The organism is Elongatibacter sediminis (genome assembly GCF_037892215.1).
Lineage (GTDB): Bacteria > Pseudomonadota > Gammaproteobacteria > Xanthomonadales > SZUA-36 > Elongatibacter > Elongatibacter sediminis.
Genome location: NZ_JAZHOG010000004.1, coordinates 324,536 through 342,719, shown reverse-complemented (window position 1 = coordinate 342,719; position 18,184 = coordinate 324,536). Strand labels below are relative to the sequence as shown.

16 protein-coding genes and 1 tRNA gene are annotated in these 18,184 nt (G+C 63.4%); 5 read left to right on the top strand and 12 right to left on the bottom strand.

Annotated elements, in window-relative coordinates:
• Positions 1–13: 13 nt before the first annotated feature.
• Positions 14–100, top strand: a tRNA-Leu gene (locus tag V3330_RS08410).
• A gap of 96 nt (positions 101–196) precedes the next feature.
• Here V3330_RS08410 and V3330_RS08405 read toward each other — a convergent pair.
• From V3330_RS08405 to V3330_RS08350, 12 genes are all read right to left on the bottom strand, one after another.
• Positions 197–1,918, bottom strand: a complete 1,722-nt coding sequence (locus V3330_RS08405; protein WP_354694952.1) for a potassium/proton antiporter — start codon at positions 1,916–1,918, stop codon at positions 197–199.
• A 120-nt stretch (positions 1,919–2,038) separates the two neighbouring features.
• Positions 2,039–3,331 (bottom strand): adenylosuccinate synthase, encoded by a 1,293-nt coding sequence (locus V3330_RS08400; RefSeq protein WP_354694951.1) that lies wholly within the window; start codon positions 3,329–3,331, stop codon positions 2,039–2,041.
• A gap of 49 nt (positions 3,332–3,380) precedes the next feature.
• A complete protein-coding gene (locus V3330_RS08395) occupies positions 3,381–3,566 on the bottom strand; it encodes a DUF2065 domain-containing protein (RefSeq protein ID WP_354694950.1) in 186 nt (61 codons plus the stop codon).
• 22 nt (positions 3,567–3,588) lie between these two features.
• On the bottom strand, positions 3,589–4,461 hold the full coding sequence (gene hflC, locus V3330_RS08390) for a protease modulator HflC (RefSeq protein ID WP_354694949.1): 873 nt from the start codon (positions 4,459–4,461) through the stop codon (positions 3,589–3,591).
• A complete protein-coding gene (gene hflK / locus V3330_RS08385) occupies positions 4,458–5,594 on the bottom strand; it encodes an FtsH protease activity modulator HflK (protein WP_354694948.1) in 1,137 nt (378 codons plus the stop codon). Before hflK ends, hflC begins: the two co-directional genes overlap by 4 nt.
• A gap of 83 nt (positions 5,595–5,677) precedes the next feature.
• Positions 5,678–6,985, bottom strand: coding sequence for a ribosome rescue GTPase HflX (gene hflX / locus V3330_RS08380; RefSeq protein WP_354694947.1), 1,308 nt, complete (start codon positions 6,983–6,985; stop codon positions 5,678–5,680).
• A gap of 26 nt (positions 6,986–7,011) precedes the next feature.
• A complete protein-coding gene (gene hfq, locus V3330_RS08375) occupies positions 7,012–7,242 on the bottom strand; it encodes an RNA chaperone Hfq (RefSeq protein ID WP_354694946.1) in 231 nt (76 codons plus the stop codon).
• An 84-nt stretch (positions 7,243–7,326) separates the two neighbouring features.
• A complete protein-coding gene (miaA, locus tag V3330_RS08370; RefSeq protein ID WP_354694945.1) occupies positions 7,327–8,286 on the bottom strand; it encodes a tRNA (adenosine(37)-N6)-dimethylallyltransferase MiaA in 960 nt (319 codons plus the stop codon).
• Positions 8,286–10,076, bottom strand: coding sequence for a DNA mismatch repair endonuclease MutL (mutL, locus tag V3330_RS08365; RefSeq protein WP_354694944.1), 1,791 nt, complete (start codon positions 10,074–10,076; stop codon positions 8,286–8,288). The genes miaA and mutL overlap by 1 nt, the downstream gene beginning before the upstream one ends.
• Positions 10,077–10,212: 136 nt before the next feature.
• A complete protein-coding gene (locus V3330_RS08360; RefSeq protein WP_354694943.1) occupies positions 10,213–11,544 on the bottom strand; it encodes an N-acetylmuramoyl-L-alanine amidase in 1,332 nt (443 codons plus the stop codon).
• Positions 11,545–11,651: 107 nt separating this feature from the next.
• A complete protein-coding gene (gene tsaE / locus V3330_RS08355; RefSeq protein WP_354694942.1) occupies positions 11,652–12,131 on the bottom strand; it encodes a tRNA (adenosine(37)-N6)-threonylcarbamoyltransferase complex ATPase subunit type 1 TsaE in 480 nt (159 codons plus the stop codon).
• Between the two features lie 7 nt (positions 12,132–12,138).
• On the bottom strand, positions 12,139–13,650 hold the full coding sequence (locus V3330_RS08350; RefSeq protein WP_354694941.1) for an NAD(P)H-hydrate dehydratase: 1,512 nt from the start codon (positions 13,648–13,650) through the stop codon (positions 12,139–12,141).
• Between the two features lie 15 nt (positions 13,651–13,665).
• Here V3330_RS08350 and queG point away from each other — a divergent pair, with 15 nt between their 5' ends.
• The 4 genes from queG (at position 13,666) to V3330_RS08330 (ending at position 18,055) form a co-directional block, all read left to right on the top strand.
• The gene (gene queG / locus V3330_RS08345) at positions 13,666–14,796 is read left to right on the top strand and encodes a tRNA epoxyqueuosine(34) reductase QueG (protein WP_354694940.1); all 1,131 of its coding nucleotides are present in this window, start codon (positions 13,666–13,668) and stop codon (positions 14,794–14,796) included.
• 121 nt (positions 14,797–14,917) lie between these two features.
• Positions 14,918–16,441: an aminotransferase class III-fold pyridoxal phosphate-dependent enzyme gene (locus V3330_RS08340; RefSeq protein ID WP_354694939.1), complete on the top strand. Its 1,524-nt coding sequence runs from the start codon at positions 14,918–14,920 to the stop codon at positions 16,439–16,441.
• Positions 16,442–16,614: 173 nt separating this feature from the next.
• Complete coding sequence (locus V3330_RS08335; RefSeq protein WP_354694938.1) at positions 16,615–17,424, top strand: penicillin-binding transpeptidase domain-containing protein; 810 nt, start codon at positions 16,615–16,617, stop codon at positions 17,422–17,424.
• 37 nt (positions 17,425–17,461) lie between these two features.
• Positions 17,462–18,055 carry a carboxymuconolactone decarboxylase family protein gene (locus V3330_RS08330; protein ID WP_354694937.1) on the top strand — a complete coding sequence of 198 codons (594 nt, stop codon included), beginning with the start codon at positions 17,462–17,464 and terminating at the stop codon, positions 18,053–18,055.
• The last annotated feature ends 129 nt before the right edge of the window (positions 18,056–18,184 follow it).

The following is an 18,184-nucleotide window of genomic DNA, read 5'->3' as shown; positions in this document are numbered from 1 at the left end:
GCCTCTGCCCCCTGCCCAGGTGGCGGAATTGGTAGACGCGCTAGCTTCAGGTGCTAGTTATCGAAAGATAGTGGAGGTTCAAGTCCTCTCCTGGGCACCAGTTTCCGACTTGCGAAGGCATGTCGAACACCCGAGAACAAAAACCCGTATCCGGTGATGCATTAAATTGGACGGCCCCGCGAGGGGCCGTTCGCGTTTACGGCCGTGGCAGGCGCAATCCCACCCGGGTAATCCGGTCATCGTCGATTTCCCGCACCACCAGCCAGGCCGAGCCCAGCGGGACGCTGTCACCCACCACGGTGCGCTGGTGAAAAGCTTTCGACAGCCACTGGTGCAGGGTGAGTTCGGCCGCATCGCGCGGAACCTCGACGCCATAGACAGCCGCAACGTCACCCAGGGTGGCGTCACCGTTGAGCGTGAATTCTCCGAAGAACCGGCTTTCGTCCAGGTATTCCGGTCCGGCGTGCGGGTCAAACAACGAACACAGAAAATCCACGTGCTGGCGGCGGGCGATCAGGTACACGAAATCACCCGTTTGCAGCGCCGTGTCGTACTGGGGTTGAGGCTGCCCGTCACGCAGAAGGGCGGAGGCCACGACGCCCTCAGGCAATGCCAGCGCGGCGATGTGGCGTCCGCAGGCCGGGCAGTCCGGTTGAACCGTGAACCCCACCATCTCGTGTTCGTAGTGTCCGGGAACATCCAGTGTGATGCGCTGGGCCGGCCGCGGCACCGGCGGAGCCTCAATGCCCAACAGCCGTGCGGCGGGGGCCACCGTCATGCCCTGAAACAGCAGGGAAACCAGTACCACGAAGAATGTGATATTGAAATAAAACGATGCGTTTTCAAGGCCATACATCACCGGAAAGGTTGCCAACACAATGGGAACCGCACCACGCAGCCCCATCCAGCCGATATAGAGTTGTTCACGCCACGGAAACCGGAACGGCAGGAGACTCAGCGCGACCGCCACCGGTCTGGCGATTCCCATCAGGAACAGGGCGATGGCCAGGCCCTGCCAGGCGGTATCCAGCAGATCCGACGGGGTGACCAGCAGGCCGAGAATGAGAAACATGGCGATCTGGCTCAGCCAGGCCAGGCCGTCGTGCACCCGCAGGACGTTTTGCCGCGACTGCAGGCGCGCGTTGCCAAGCACGACGCCCGCCAGGTAAATGGCCAGAAATCCGCTGCCGTCGAAATGCGCGGTGATCGCGAAGACCAACAACCCACCCGCCGCGGCGAGCAGGGGATAAAGACCACTGATCAAGTTCAGCCGGTTGATCAGCAGCACCAGGACCTGGCCGCCCACAACGCCCATCACGCCGCCGATCAGGAATTGCCGGGCCAGAGAGGACAGCAGGGCCAACGCGTCGAGGTGCACGGCCCCTGCCGCCAGCAGTTCCAGCACCAGCACGGTCAGCAGAATGGCCATCGGATCGTTGCTGCCGGATTCGATCTCGAGCGTCGCCGCAACGCGCTGTTTCAGGCTGGCGCCCTGGGTACGCAGCGTGCCAAACACCGCGGCCGCGTCGGTGGACCCGATGATGGCGCCCAGCAACAGGCCTTCCAGCCACGAGAAACCGAACAGAAACGCCGCGAAGGTCGCCAGCAGGGCGGCGCTGACGAACACCCCCACCACGGCCAGACTGATGGCCGGCCACAAGGCCACGCGAAAACGGGACCGCCGGGTTCGCAGGCCGCCATCGAAAATGATCACGGCCAGGGCCACCGTGCCGATGGCGTATGCCGTTTCGAAGTCGCTGAAAGGGATGCCGCCCGGTCCGTCCTCGCCGGCGATCATGCCGAGAACCAGAAAGACGAGAAGCAGCGGAACACCGACCCGGGTGGAAATCGCACTGGCGACGATGCTGGCCAACAGCAACGCCGACGCAATGAGCAGAGCTATGTTCCAGAACTCCATCCGATCGAATCACCCGTGAAAGCGACCGCCCGCGAGGGCCAGGCCCGGCGTTCGGATCACCTCGAATTCCCGGCTCAGGTATGGCCGGAAGTGCTCACCCGCTGGCGGCGGGCCGGGCTTTCAGGCGAACGGATACTGCCGGACGATATTTTCGTTGCGTTCGGGACCGGTTGATACGATATGCACCGGCGCACCGACATGGTGTTCCATGGCTTCGAGGTAGCGCCGCGCATTGGCCGGCAGATCCTCCAGGGATGTCGCGCCTCGTGACGAGTCGGACCAGCCAGGAAATGTTTCGTACTCGGGTTCCAGATCGCTCCAGCGATCGGCGTCGACCGGCGTGGATTCCAGCGCTGCTCCATCGAGCCGATAGCGGACACAGATCCGGATTTCGTCCAGACCGTCCAGCACATCGAGCTTGGTGACGCACAGACCGGTCACCCCGTTCAGCTCCACCATGCGGCGCAGCGCGACCGCATCCAGCCAGCCACATCGCCGTGCGCGGCCGGTGGTTGCGCCGAATTCGTCGCCCTGCCGGGCCAGGTGACTGCCGGTATCGTCGAACAGTTCGGTCGGGAACGGCCCTCCGCCCACCCGGGTCGTATAGGCCTTGGTGATGCCGAGCACGTAGTCGATGGCATTCGGACCCACACCGGCTCCGGTGCACACGCCACCAACCGTCGTATTGGATGACGTGACATAGGGATAGGTACCGTGATCGATGTCCAGCAGGCTGCCCTGGGCGCCCTCGAACATGATGCGTTTGCCGGCTTCACGCAGGGTGTGGAGACGCCGACTGATGTCGGCCACCATGCCGCCGAAGTACTCGCCCAGCGCCAGCGCTTCGTCGACCACCCGGTCGAACTCCAGCGTCTCGACGCCGAATCGTTCGCGCAACACGAAATTGTGGAAATCGAGCACGTCGCGCAGCTTTTCCTCCAGCACGCTGCGATCCAGCATGTCCGTGATGCGCAGTCCGCGGCGGGCCACCTTGTCCTCGTAGGCGGGACCGATTCCCCGGCAGGTGGTGCCGATGGCCTGGTTACCCCGCGCGGCCTCCCGCGCCCGGTCCAGCAGTTCGTGGTACGGCATGATGATGGCGCAGGCCGGCGAGATCCGGATGCGGTCACGGATGTCGAAACCGCGAGCTTCCAGCGCTTCGATTTCCTGCTTGAGGGCGCCCGGCGACAACACCACACCATTACCGATCAGGCATTCGACGCCCGGCTGCAGAATGCCCGAGGGCACGAGATGCAGCACGGTTTTCTCGTCGCCGATGACCAGGGTGTGGCCGGCATTGTGCCCCCCCTGGAATCGCACCACTGCATCGGCGTCGCGACTCAGAAGATCGACAATTTTTCCCTTGCCTTCGTCACCCCATTGGGTGCCCAGCACAACGATGCTCTGGTTCATTCTTCACTTCCAAACTGCGGGGTTCTACGGACCGGCAGTGTCGTGGGATTCAATGCAGAAACTGCAGCAACAATGCGCCGGCCAGCATGCTTACCGCACCGGCCACGCGAATCGTGCGCGTGCTCATCCGCGTGATTTCGGCCAGGTACCGCTTCCACGCAGCCGGTGCGATCGCAGGCATCAGCCCTTCGATGATCAACACCAGCGCAATCGCGGTGAGCAGGTCCTGGCCCATGGACGGTCGAATCGCGCCGCCGCTATTCGCTTTCCGTGGCGTCGGATCCGAAATAGTCGAAGAACCGCGAGGACCGATCCAGCACCATCACATCCTGACTACCGCCAAACGCATTACCGTAGGCCTGCAGGCTGCGGTAGAAAGCGTAAAACTCCTCGTCCGCGCCATAGGCCGCCGCGTAGGTTTCCGTTGAAACCGCGTCACCTTCACCCCGGATCTGCTGACCGTCACGCTCCGCTTCGGCGAGAATGACCCGAACCTCTCGATCCGCATTGGCGCGAATGCTCTCGGCTTCTTCCCGTCCCTGGAAGCGCAGCAGGTTGGCTTCTTTCTGACGATCGGTCGCCATGCGCTGGAATACCGACTCCCGCACATCGTCCGGCAATTCGATGGATTTGATGCGCACATCGACCACTTCGATGCCGAACTCGTCCGATGTCGCAGCATTGGCGGCACTCTGGATGTCACGCATGATGTTGGTCCGCTCGGCCGAAACCACGTCGACCAGGGTTCGGGATGCGATCTGGGCGCGCATGCGATCCTTGATGATCTGCTCCAGCCGATTCAAGGCCATGCGTTCGTTGCCCTGGGTCGATATGTAGAACTTGGCCACATCGGTGATGCGCCACTTGACGAACGAATCGACGTTGACGAACTTCTGTTCCGAGGTCAGCATCTGCTCCGATGGCGTGTCCAGCGCCAGAATCCGGCGGTCGAACGTGCGCACGTTATTGAAGAACGGCAGCTTGAAGTGCAGCCCGGGCTCGTAGTCCGAACTGACGATTCGGCCCAACTGGAACTTGATGGCGTATTCGGTTTCCTTGACCACGAATACACTGGACAGCCCGAGCACCGCCAGGGCCACGACCAGGATCAGGATAATGGGTCGGTTCATTGTCGCCCCTCCCTTCTGGGATTGCGATTGCTGCCGCTATCGGCACTCTCGTTGCGGTTGTCCGGACCCACCAGGGGCGGCATCAAGGATCCCGCGCCGGTTCCGCCTCCACCACCCAGCTGATCCAGCGGAAGGTACAGCACGTTACCGCTGGAATCGGCGTCGAGCAGGATTTTGTTGGAACGTCCGAACACGTTTTCCATGGTTTGCAGGTACAGCCGTTTGCGGGTAATCGCCGGGGCCTTCTGGTACTCCTTGAGCAACAGACTGAAGCGTTCGGCTTCACCTTCGGCCAAAGCGATCGTGGCCTGCTTGTAGCCTTCGGCTTCCTGCAGGATGCGGGCTGCCTGGCCGCGCGCCTCGGGCACCACGCTGTTGACGTGTACCCGGGCCTCCTCGATGAATCGCTGCCGATCCTCGCGGGCCCGGTTGACGTCCGAAAACGCCTCGCGCACCTGCATCGGAACATTCACGTCCTTGAGTGTGAACTCGGTGATCTGAATGCCGGCGCTGTACAGGTCGAGCATGTCCTGCAGCAGAACCTCGGTGTTCTGCGAGATTTTCTCTCGTCCGGCACCGGCCAGGATCGTGTCCAGGCCGTTGGTGCCCAGGGATTCACGCAGGGCGCTTTCGGCCGCTCCCTGCAGGGTCGGTTCCGGATCTCGCACATTGAACAGGAATTTCTGCGGGTCGAGAACCCGGTATTGAACCGTGTAGTTCAATTCGACGATGTTCTCGTCCTCGGTCAGCATCTGGCCCCGGTCCTCGACCGAACGCACATTGCTCACATTGACGGGAATCGTAGTCTCGAACGGGCGCGGCAAGGTCAGATTGAGGCCCGGGTCCAGGGTCCGGCTGTATTTGCCAAAGCGCAATACGACCCCCCGTTCCGCCTCATCGACGATGTGCACGGAATCCCAGCCGACCCACAACAGGGCGGCGATGACCAGCACCGAAATCAGGCCGCCGCTGCCGGCGCCGGACGAATCTCTACCGCCACGACCGCCGCCACCGCCTCCGAACAGGCTCTTCAGCCGCCGGTTGACGTTACGGAATACTTCTTCGAGATCGGGTGGCTCATCCCCGGAACTCCAGGGATCTTTATTGCCCTTTCCGGGCTCTTTCCAGGGCATTACAGCCTCCTGTTCTGAATTCGTGACGGCGCCAAACGCAAGCTTGGGTTAAAAGGCGCGGGTTTCAAGACACGACAGCCGCTTTACGCGGCTTCGCCGGCCTGGGGCAACAACTGTCGGCGGATGACGCGGCCTTCCGCGCCCGGGCGACGGGCCAGCCGGCGCGCGACATCCAGCGGGACATCGACCCGCAAGCGCCACGAACCGTCATCGGCGATGCGTTCTTCGTGCACCGCGCCCAGATCGAACAGTTCGGCGCGCAGACGGCCCTGGCGGCCGGACAACTCGATCCACCCGTTTACGCGGGACACGGCGAGCCGCGCCGCGATGGCTTCGCGCAGTTCTTCCATGCCCTGGCCACTCGCGGCCGACACGGTGACGCTGACGGGACGGCCGAGGTCATCGGTCAATACCTGCACCGGCTGGCCGGTGCGGTCGATCTTGTTGAGTACGCGAATGACCGGGATATCACCGGCTTCGATGGATTCCAGAACGTCCTCGACTTCGTGCTGCCTCTCTGCATGATACGGGTCGGATGCGTCCACGACGTGCAGCAACAGGTCCGCCTCGCGGGCTTCCTGCAGGGTCGCGCGAAACGCAGCCACCAGTTCATGCGGCAAGTCACTGACGAAGCCGACCGTGTCGGCGAGCAGCACATCGGCGCCGTCGGGGTCTTCCAGGCGGCGGACCGTTGGATCCAGCGTGGCGAACAAACGGTCCTCGGCCAAAACGCCGGAACCGGTCAGGTGATTGAACAAGGTGGATTTTCCGGCGTTGGTGTAACCCACCAGCGCCACCAGCGGCGCCTGTGAGCGTACCCGGCGGCGGCGGCTCTGTTCGCGCTGACGCGCCACTTTTTCCAGCCGGCTGCGTAGCTGACGAATGCGCACGCCAATCAGCCGCCTGTCCGTTTCCAACTGGGTCTCACCCGGACCGCGCAGGCCGATACCGCCCTTCTGGCGTTCCAGATGCGTCCAGCCGCGAACCAGGCGCGTCGACAAGTGTCGCAGTTGGGCCAACTCGACCTGCAGCTTGCCCTCGTGCGACTGCGCGCGCTGCGCGAAGATATCCAGGATCAGGGTGGTGCGATCCAGCACGCGACACCCGCAGGCTTTCTCGATATTGCGTTCCTGCACCGCGCTCAGGGAATGGCTGACCAGCACCAGATCGGCACCTGCCTGCTCAACCGCCTCGCGCAGCTCCTCGATTTTGCCGCTGCCAACGTAAAAGCGAGCGTCCGGCCGGTCACGCGGTGCCGTGACCACACCGGCGATTTCCGCGCCCGCGGAAACGGCCAGTTGGTGGAATTCGTCCAGCGCTTCCGGACCGGTCAGCCGGAATTCAGGGTGCAGGATGACCGCGCGGTCGCCGCGCTCGGCACGGTCAAACAAGGAAATGCCTGCCAGCGAAGAAGGGCCTATTCATTTTCCTCGTCGAACACACGCACATTGCGCGCCGGAACAACCGTGGAAATGGCGTGTTTGTAAATCATCTGGCTGACGGAATTCTTCAGCAGCACGACAAACTGATCGAAGGACTCGATCTGGCCCTGCAGCTTGATGCCGTTGACGAGATAAATCGAAACCGGTACGCGCTCCCGACGAAGCGCATTCAGGAAGGGTTCTTGTAGTGACTGACCTTTTGACATGGCCGCTCTCCTTTATTGTGGACCCCGACCGCATGACCCAGACGAATCGAGACAAGTCCTATTTTGGTGCGACGCCAGCCTGATTCAAGGACGAGAGGCAGCAAGAAACGCGCCAACATCGTCGAACACCGATTCCAGCGCGGCATCCGTGGCTAAATCATACCACAGTGCCTGACGCTCCTGCCGCAGCCACGTCAACTGTCGTTTGGCCAATTGCCGGGTCGCGGCCACGCCCTCTTCGACCATTTCCTCAGGGTCCGTTTTGCCTTCCAGATGCCGCCACACCTGCCGGTATCCGACGCAGCGCATCGACGGCAGATCGGGAGTGAGATCACCCCGCTCGCGCAGAGCGCGGACTTCATCGATCAAACCCGCTTCGAGCATGATCCGGAAGCGTCGCTCAATGCGCTGGTGCAGGACCCGGCGTGATTCCGGGCACACCACCAGGCGCAGGACATTGCAGCCCAGCGCATCTTCCGCCTGGCGGCGGTGTTCACGCTGAATCTCGCTCATCGGCCGGCCGGTGATTTCGATGACTTCGAGCGCCCGCTGGATACGTTGCGGGTCATTCGGATGGATTCGGCGCGCGATCACGGGATCCCGTTCCGCCAGGCGTTCATGCAGGGCCGCCCAGCCCAGGCGCCGCGCGTCCTCTTCGAATTTGCGCCGCAACCCGGCGTCGGCCGGCGGCATCGGCGCGAGACCACCACTCAGCGCACGAAAGTACAGCATGGTGCCGCCGACCAGCAGCGGCACCCGGCCGGAACGGTGGATCTGTGCCATCTCGGCGAGGGCATCCTCGCGGAACTCCGCGGCCGAATAGGATTCGGCCGGATCCCGGATGTCGATCAGGCGGTGCGGTGCGCGGACCAGGGTCGCGGCATCGGGCTTGGCCGTGCCGATGTCCATGCCGCGGTAGACCAGCGCCGAATCCACGCTGATGATATCGACCGGAAATCGTTCATGCAGCGCTACGGCCAGCCCCGTTTTCCCCGAGGCCGTCGGCCCCATCAGGAAAATGACCGGCGGGCTCGATGACGGCATCAGCGCCCGCGCAAAAACAACCGATCCAGCGACGCCATGTCGAGCTGAACCCAGGTGGGACGGCCATGATTGCAATGCCCGGAACGTTCGGTTCGTTCCATGTCGCGCAGCAAGGCATTCATTTCGGCCACGTTCAGTATGCGATGAGCGCGCACCGAACCGTGACAGGCCATGGTCGAGAGCAGTTCGTTGGCTTCCTGACGTACGCGATCGCTGCGACCGTGACGCGCCAGGTCGGACAACACATCGCGCACCAGGCCGGCCGCATCGGCCCCGGCCAGAAGGGCCGGCACTTCGCGCAGCAGCAAGCTGTCCGGCCCCGCCCGGTCAAACACGAGACCGAACTCCGCCAGCGAATCAGCGTGTTCTTCTGCGAGGTCCGCCTCGGCCTCGCTGATATGAACGGAAACCGGCACGAGAAGGCGCTGAGTGCGTATGCCCTCACCTTCAAAACGGCTTTTCAAGCCCTCGTAAGTAATGCGTTCATGGGCGGCGTGCATGTCGGTCAGGACCAGACCGTGCGCGTTCTGCGACAGGATGTAGATACCGTGCAACTGGGCGAGCGCGAACCCCAGCGGCGGAATCTCCGAATCCGAATCTTCCGGATGGGGCAATGTCGCGGTGGCCGCCTGCGTGGTTTCCGTCGCCGGCCCGGGTTCGGCCGGCCGGTACAGGGCCGCCACTTGCGCCAAAGGCAGCCCCATGCCCCCCTGCGAAGGTTCGCGTTGGTGCTGCGGCGCCGCTGGCCGCAGCGCTTCGATGCCGCCGCCGGGCCGTGGCGCCCCGGCACCCGTCCCGCTGTCCGCCAATGCACGGTGCAGCGAAGAGAACAGAAAGTCATGCACCGCACGACCATCGCGAAACCGCACTTCCGTTTTTTGCGGATGTACGTTGACGTCGACCAGTGAGGGCGGCACTCCCAGATACAGCACGAACGCCGGATGACGGCCGTGGAACAAGACATCCTGAAACGCCTGCCGCACGGCATGGGCGGCGATGCGATCCCGCACGGCGCGACCGTTCACGAACAGGAACTGCCGGTCGGCCTGGGCGCGGTTGAAGCGCGGTTCGGCCACCCAGCCACCCAGGCTCAAATCACCACGCTGCTCATCGATCGACAGGGCGTGCGCGGTGAACTCGTCGCCCAGAGCGGCACGCAGCCGGCGCTCCCGCGAAGTTTCGTCGTCAGCCGCGTCGTACCGGGCGACGACCCGGCCGTTGTGCTCCAGCACAAAGGTCACGTCGAAACGGCCGAGGGCGAAGCGCCGCAACACGCCATCGACGTGATTGAACTCAGTGCGCTCGGCGCGCAGAAACTTGCGCCGCGCCGGGGTGTTGTAAAACAGGTCCGCCACCTCGACCCGGGTGCCCTGCTGCAGCGCATGCGGCTCGGGTTCGGAAATCGTGCCCTGGCGGACCCGTACCGACCACGCGTGCGGATCGTCCGCATGACGCGACGCCAGGTCGAGCCGGGCGACCGACGCGATGCTGGGCAGGGCTTCGCCCCGAAAGCCCATGGTCTCGACCTGTTCCAGGTCGTCCAGCGAGGTAATTTTGCTGGTGGCATGGCGTTGCAGCGCCAGCGCCAGTTCCGCAACCGGAATGCCAACGCCGTCGTCGGTTACGCGAATCAGATCCTTGCCGCCCTGTTCCAGGCTCACGACCACGGACTGCGCGCCCGCATCCAGCGCGTTCTCAACCAGTTCCTTGACCACGGAAACCGGTCGTTCAACGACCTCGCCGGCAGCGATCTGGTTGACCAGGTGATCGGGCAGTTGCTGGATGGTCATGCGGACATCGGGAACGGCTTCACGGGCCCCGATTATAGACCGGCGGCGAAGAAAATCCGGCCCTTGACCCGCGCAAAATGCAGCTCCGACTCGCGGCGGCCGTTCACCACGCCGGTTGTGATACGCCAATGCGGCGTCAGGTCGTCGGAATGAGAAGTTCGGTGCCGACCCGGATGATGTCGCCCTTCAGGCCGTTGGCCTGGCGGAGACTGTAGACGGTTACCCGGTAGCGGTCGGCGATACCGCCCAGCGTGTCGCCCGCCATCACGCGATAGCGCACCGGCTTGCGGTTGGCTGCGATCCAGGTCCCTGGCGGCGGGCTGAAGACGAAGTAGTCCTGCACGCCGCGTGCAATGGCGCCGGCCATCTTGCGTTGCCATTTCGGATCTTTCAGCCGTGCTTCCTCGGCAGGATTGCTGATGAAAGCCGTCTCGACCAGGATGGACGGCACGTCCGGCGACTTGAGCACGAGGAAATTGGCCGCCTCGACCCGGTTCTTGTGGGTCTTGCCAACCTCCCGCATGGACGAAAACACGCTTTGGGCGACCAGGCTGCTGGCCTCGAGGGTCGCGCTCTGGGACAGATCCAGCAACACCGAGGCGAGCATGTCGTCCTTGTCTTTCAGGGTCACGCCGCCGATCAGGTCGGAGCGGTTTTCGCTGTCGGCCAGCCGGCGCGCGAATTCGCTGGACGCACCGCGATTGGAAAGGATGAACACCGACCCGCCAGCGACCCGCGGATTATGAAACGCATCGGCATGAATCGACACGAACAGATCGGCACGATGCTGCCGCGCCTTTTCATAGCGATCACGGTGGGGAATGTAGTAGTCGCCGTCCCGGATCAACACTGCCCGCATGCCGGGGAGGTTGTCGATGGCTTTACTGAGTTCCTTGGCGATGGCCAGCACCACATCCTTCTCGCGCGTGCGCCGCGGGCCCAATGCTCCCGGGTCTTCACCGCCGTGGCCGGCGTCGATGGCGACGACGACATCACGCTCAGAATTCCGCATGTCGGCGTACTGCCGCACCGGAACGGCCCGGGCTTCGCCGGTTTCCGGATACAGATCGATGACCAGGCGGTGACCGTATTGCCCGGTTGGATCGAGCATGAAACTCTTCAATTTGCCGGCTTCGGACAAGTCGAATACGACCCGGAGCGTGCCCTCGTCGGGTGCGCCGTGGCGGACTCCGGTAATGATGCCGGCGTGTTCCTGCTGAAAATCCAGGGAATGTTGTAATTCTGAACCGTTCAGGTCAATGACGACCCGGTCCGGATTCTTCAGGGTGAACAGACGGTATTCGGCACGTCCGCTGAGATCCAGCACGGCGCGAGTTTTGTCGGGATCCGTCCACACACGGAAGCCACTGACTTCGGCCGCCGCAGCAGTCCGGATCAGGCCCCCTTGTGCCAGCGTCCCCAGGGCCATCCACCCTACGATCCAGGCCATGACAAGGCGCTTTGTCATTGGATTCATCAACCTCCCGTGTCGATGGGGTCAATGATGAACAGAAAATCGCGAAATTGCAACAGTTTCTCTTATAAAACCGCTAGATAGCCAGAAAACCTAGAAATCTACTTGTCGAATCCTTGCTGCAGCGCCCGAACCCGGTCCCGCGCCGCGCCCGTCCGCGCCGACAGCGCCACCACGCGCCCGGCTCCGTCGTAGTCGAACCTGAGTTCCAGGTCGGGCGCCGGCAGGAAGCCCTCGCCCCGTTCCGGCCATTCGACCAGCAGCAGTCCGTCGTCGCCGAACAGGTCGGGCAAGGCGAGGTATTCGATTTCGGCGGGAGACTCGATTCGATACAGGTCGAGATGCAGCACGGTGCGGCCGGGCAACCGGTAGGATTCGAGCAGGCCATAGGTCGGGCTCTTCACCCGGCCGCGATACCCCAGTGACCGAATCAGGGCGCGGGCAAACGTGGTTTTGCCGGTCCCGAGGTCACCGCTGAGGTAGATGACGAACGGACGGGGCAACACAGCGGCCAGCGCGGCCGCAAAGGACTCGACGGCCGCCTCGTCGGGCAGCACGCGGACCGGTTCCGCGAAATTCATATTCGGATCAATGGTCCGGATTCAGCACGCGGGGCAGGCGTGCCGTGATATCCGACGCGATCATTCCGCGCTCGCCAATCTCCCGGGCCGCGAGGTCACCGGCGAGCGCATGCGCGACAACCGCCGCCGCCGCCGCGGTCCACAGATCGAGGTGCTGCGCCACCAGCGCTCCCACCACGCCCGCCAGAACGTCTCCGGTACCGGCGGTGGCCATGCCGGGATTGCCCAGCGGACAGATGGCGTAACGGCCGGACCGTTCGGCCACCACGGTGCCGCATCCCTTGAGTATGACCGTCGCGTCGAAGCGTTCGGCGACGGCCAGTGCCGCGGCGATCCGGTCCTGCTGGACTTCCCGGGCCGGACAACCCAGCAGACGCCCGGCCTCCGCCGGGTGCGGCGTCAGCACCCAGTTTCCCCGTGGAAGATCACCAGCGCGCCCCATTTCCGGGTACAGGCGGGCCAGGATGTTCAAACCGTCGGCATCGAGCACGATCGGCACTTCGGTTCGCATGCAGGTCTTGAACAGGTCCTCCGACCACGAAGTCTGCCCCAGGCCGGTGCCGATGACGCTGACGTCGACCTGCCGCAACAGGGTCTTCAATTCCTTGCCGCGCCGCACGCCGCGGACCATGAGTTCGGGACAGGTCAGATTGACCAGGGCCGCATGGTCCGGGATCGTCGCCAGCGTTACCTTGCCGGCACCCGCCCGCAATCCCGCCTCGCCGCACAGGCGGACCGCGCCACTCATGCTGCTGTTGCCACCGATGCCCAGCACCCAGCCGAACGACCCTTTGTGCGAGTTCCGGTGCCGTCGGCGAAGGCTTTGACGGATAATTTTTTCGTGTAACAGAATTCCTGAATCAGGAACCGCGTCGCGGACGGTTTCCGGCGTTTCCAGATCCGAGAAGGTAATCGCCCCGGCATAGTCCGGGCCATCGGCCGTGTACAGGCCTCGCTTGTTTCCAATGAAGGTCACGGTCGCCCGGGCGCGCACGGCGCGGCCGCGAACCACACCGGTATCGGCGTCGAGGCCGGAAGGAATGTCCACCGCGAGGACCGGGAGTCCGGCCTTGTTGATCCAGTCGATGGCGGTGGCGTAGTCACCTTCCGGCGCGCGGTCCAGCCCGGTACCCAGCAGTGCGTCGATGACGAGATCGAACCGGTCGGAGGGATCCGGCGGCAACGGTTGGGTGGCGCCATCGGCCTGCAGCCAGCGCTGCGCCGCCACGGCGGCGTCGCCGCTCAGATGATCCGGAGGCCGGAGCGCGCAGACCTGCGCGGACAAGCCGGCCTCCTGCGCGAGGCGGGCAATGATGTAACCGTCACCGGCGTTATTGCCGCCACCACAGAAAATCTGCCAGCGGCGTGCCTGCGGAAAGGCCCGGCGCGCCGCCTCGAAGGCACTGCGGCCCGCCCGCTCCATTAGTTCGATTCCGGGGATGCCATGCGCTTCGATCGCGCTGGCATCCAGCCGCCGGACCTGCTCCGCGTTATACAATCTGTCTGCACTCGCCACCATGTGGAAATTATAGCCATGATCGATAGCGGGAGTGACCCGCAGAGTCCGGCCACGGAATCCGGCCACGGCGCGGAGTGGAGCGAACAGCGGCTGATATCCATCAAAGCCGACATTCAGCGCTGGAGCACTGAGCTGGGTTTCCAGCAGATCGGCGTGGCCGACATCGAGCTCGGAGACCACGAAAAACACCTGCACGCCTGGCTGGCCCGGGGATTTCACGGAGAAATGAATTACATGGAACGCCACGGCACCCGCCGCAGCCGGCCGGCGGAGCTGGTGCCCGGCACGGTGCGGGTCATCGCGGCGCGCATGAACTACCTCAATGACGAGGCGCGAAGGCCACAGGATTTGCTCAACGAGACGGGTAAAGGCCTGATTTCCCGTTACGCTCTGGGGCGCGATTACCACAAGGTGATGCGCCGCCGCCTGCAGAAACTCGCTGATCGCATCGGTGAGGCCGTGGGCCCGTTCGGTTACCGGGTTTTCGTCGACTCGGCCCCGGTGCTGGAAAAAGCGCTCGCCGCCAAGGCGGGACTGGGCTGGATCGGCAAACACAGCAACCTGCTGCGCCGCGACGCCGGCAGCTGGTTTTTTCTCGGCGAAATCTTTACCGACCTGCCGCTACCCGTGGACCGGCCGGTGGATGACCATTGTGGCCGCTGCACGCGCTGCCTGGACGACTGCCCGACCGGCGCCATCGTCGCGCCTTACCAGGTCGATGCCCGTCGCTGCATTTCCTACCTCACCATCGAACTGCGCGGATCCATTCCCGAGGACCTGCGGGCGCCGATGGGGAACCGGATATTCGGTTGTGATGACTGCCAGATGGTGTGTCCGTGGAATCGCTTCGCCCAGCACAGCGAGGAAGACGACTTCCGGCCCCGGCCGGGTCTGGATGCCGGTGAGCTGATCGAGTTGTTTGGTTGGAGTGAGGAGGAATTTCTGCGGCGCACCGAGGGCAGCGCGATCCGCCGCACCGGTCATGTCGGCTGGCTCCGCAACATTGCCGTGGCGCTCGGCAACGCGCCGCATGACGACGCGGTCATCAGCGCCCTGCGACGCCGCAAGGATCATCCCTCGGAGATTGTCCGGGAGCATGTGAACTGGGCGCTGAAGCGGCAGCGGGAAGCCACCCGAAACCCGTAAATACGTGCTGGACCAGCCGGGGCTGTGGTATCCTAGCCGCCTTCTCACATGCGTTCGCGTATGGCTCCGACCTTCCTGTTTCGTGGCCTGCGCGATGGTTCTTGCACAGGAGTCGTCTCCCATGGCCAGCAAACCCCTGCCGATTATCGATGCACTGAATGAACTGAGAACATTTGGCGGCCCGGGCCGCACTTCCGGGCTGTCGGACGAGGTGATAGAACGGTTCGCACGCCTGGACAATCGCCTGCAGGAAGTCATCCAGGAGGCGACCGAGGTCTTCCGGCACTTGTGCGACGAAGAACCGGCCCTGATGGCCATGGACGAGGACGAGCAGATCGCCGAAGTTCAGGCCGGGTTCATCAACTTTTATCCCGATGACGCGATCAAGCCGTATGTCGCGCTGGTGGCCCGGGGGCCGTGGATTATTACGATCAAGGGCGCCGTCATTCACGACTCAGGCGGCTACGGCATGCTCGGAATGGGTCATGCACCGCCAGCGGTGCTGCAGGCCATGAACGGCCGCCAGGTGATGGCCAACATCATGACCCCGAATCTCAGCCAGAAACGACTGCACGAAGCGTTGAAACGGGAAATCGGCCAGACGCGCGGCACCTGCCCCATGGACCGTTTCCTGTGCCTGAACAGCGGTTCCGAAGCCGTCAGCCTGGCAGCCCGCATCTCGGATGTGAACGCCAAGATGATGACCGATCCGGGTGGCCGCCACGCCAATCGCCAGATTCGCATGGCCAGCCTGTGTGGCGGTTTTCACGGCCGCACGGACCGTCCGGCGCAATACTCCGATTCCAGCCGTCAGAACTATGTGCGCCACCTGGCGAGTTTCCGCGATCAGGACCGACTGCTGACCGTCGAACCCAACAACGTCGAACAGCTCGAGCAGATTTATACCTGGGCTGATTCGAACAACATATTCATCGAGTCCTTCTTTCTCGAACCGGTCATGGGGGAAGGAAATCCCGGACAGGCCATCAGCAGGGAGTTCTACGATGCCGTCCGCATAAAAACCCGTGAACACGGCTCGCTGATGCTGGTCGATTCCATCCAGGCGGGTCTGCGCACACATGGCGTTCTGTCGATCTGCGACTACCCGGGATTCGAGGATGCCGAGGCGCCCGACATGGAGACTTACTCCAAGGCTCTGAACGCCGGGCAGTACCCCTTGTCGGTGTTGGCACTGACCGAAGAAACCGCCGGCCTGTACCGCAAGGGGATTTACGGCAACACGATGACCACCAACCCGCGCGCCATGGACGTGGCCTGCGCTGTGCTGAACGCCCTGACGCCGGAACTGCGTCAGAACATTCGCGAGCGCGGCCGGGAATTCGTCGAGAAATTCAAGGCGCTTCAGGACGATCTCGGCGACCGGATCACCCAGGTTCAGGGGACCGGCCTGCTGTTCAGCGTTGAGCTGAATTCAAAACTCTACAAATGCTTCGGAGCCGACTCCACCGAGGAGTACATGCGCATGCAGGGTTGCAACGTAATCCATGGCGGTCAGAACAGTTTGCGCTACACGCCGCATTTCGCCATCACCTCGGAGGAGGTAGATCTGATCGTCGAGGCGACCCGTGATGCATTGCTGAATGGTCCGATGCGCGCGAGTGCGGGCGAGGCTGCCGCCGCCTGAATCCAACCTGCGCGCAGTGGGTGCCCAGCCGGGCCTGATGGCCACCCCACTGCCGCAGGCGGCAGCGGATAGTCCGTCACTCGCCACCCGTTGCGCCCCGCCACGCCCTGCGATTGCCCGATTCGGGGCTCAAAATGCGCAGCGTAAGCCACCAACAACAGAGCGTGAGCACCATGAAACGATGTTTCCATCGCGCGGCGAAGCTGAAAACTGTCGCGCTGGCCGGCACTACCGCCCTGGCTATGGTCGCGCCCGCAGCCGCCCAGACCTGGCTGCTGAACGGCTCCGGGTTCGCGGACGTCGAGGCGGCGTGCCTGGCCGTCTACAGCACCCGCAACGACAGCTGGCTGATCCACTCCCGTGAGCAATGTGAAACACCACTCTCTCCGTGCTCCACCTTCAAAATACCCAACTCCCTGATCGGTCTCGATGCCGGTGTCCTGAAGGGCCCGGGCGACACCTTCACCTGGGACGGGACCGTGCATTCGCGCAAAGTGCTGAACCAGGATCACGACCTGGCCAGCGCGGTACGCCATTCAGTGGTCTGGTATTTTCAGCAGGTCGCCCGCTCTGTAGGCCCGGAACGCATGCAGCAGGCCCTCGACCGGTTCGGCTACGGCAACCGGGACATTTCCGGCGGCATCGACCAGTTCTGGCTCGGCAGCAGTCTGAAAATATCCGCGCTGGATCAGATCGACTTTCTGCGCCGGCTCAATGCCCGCGAACTGCCGGCGGATCCCGGCCACCAGGCCACCACCCGGGAGTTGTTGCTGCAAGACTTCGCCATTCCCGAGGATTTTCGCGGCACCCTGTACGGAAAAACCGGCAGCTGCCCGATGCCGGGTTCTGATCACGGCTGGTTCGTGGGTATCGTGGAGCGCGAAGAGGACACGCTCGTGTTCGCGGTCAATGTCATTGGCGAGAACCGGTGGGGACCCGAGGCACGCCGAATCGCCATCCGCATGCTGCAGCAAATCCCCTGATCGGGCAGAATGCGGCTTTTCCCAACCGGAACTGCATATGGCCCACCTTGACCCCTTGCCGGCTGAGTCCACGCCGGAGCTCAGCGAAGACTTCGCACTGTTCGAACAGATACTGGGCTTCGTACCCAACAGCCTGCTGACCATGCAGCGCCGTCCCGCCATGGTTCGCGCCTTTGGTGAACTGACCCGTTCGGTGATGGATCCGGACGGTGATGTCGACCTCGGTTTCATGCGCCTGATCGCGCATTTCGCCAGCCGTGCGGCCGGCTGCCAGTATTGCGAAGCCCATTCGCTGGTCGCGGCACAGATTCACGGCATTAGCCAGGAAAAGCTCGACGCCATCTGGGACTATGCGAGCAGCCCCCTGTATTCCGAAGCCGAACGCGCCGCACTGGACTTCGCGCTGGCCGCCGGCGCAGTTCCGAACGGAGTCGACGGTGCCGTGATGGACCGGATGAAAAAACACTGGACGGAAAACCAGATCGTGCAGATCCTGGGCGCCGTGTGTCTGTATGGTTTTCTCAACCGGTGGAACGATTCGATGGCCACCGATCTGGAGGACTCACCGCGCTCGATGGGAGAGCGGGTGCTTCGGCGGGGGGGATGGACCGGGGGAAAGCATGTTGGATAAGCACTCCGGTTTCAGCAAAGTGTCGCGCCTTCGCTTCCCTTCTTCACTCCCCGACTCCGTCGGGTTGTGAAACCGGCTGCGCTCAGTCACGACGATTCATACTGCACGTTGCTTCTCGACGAGCACTCC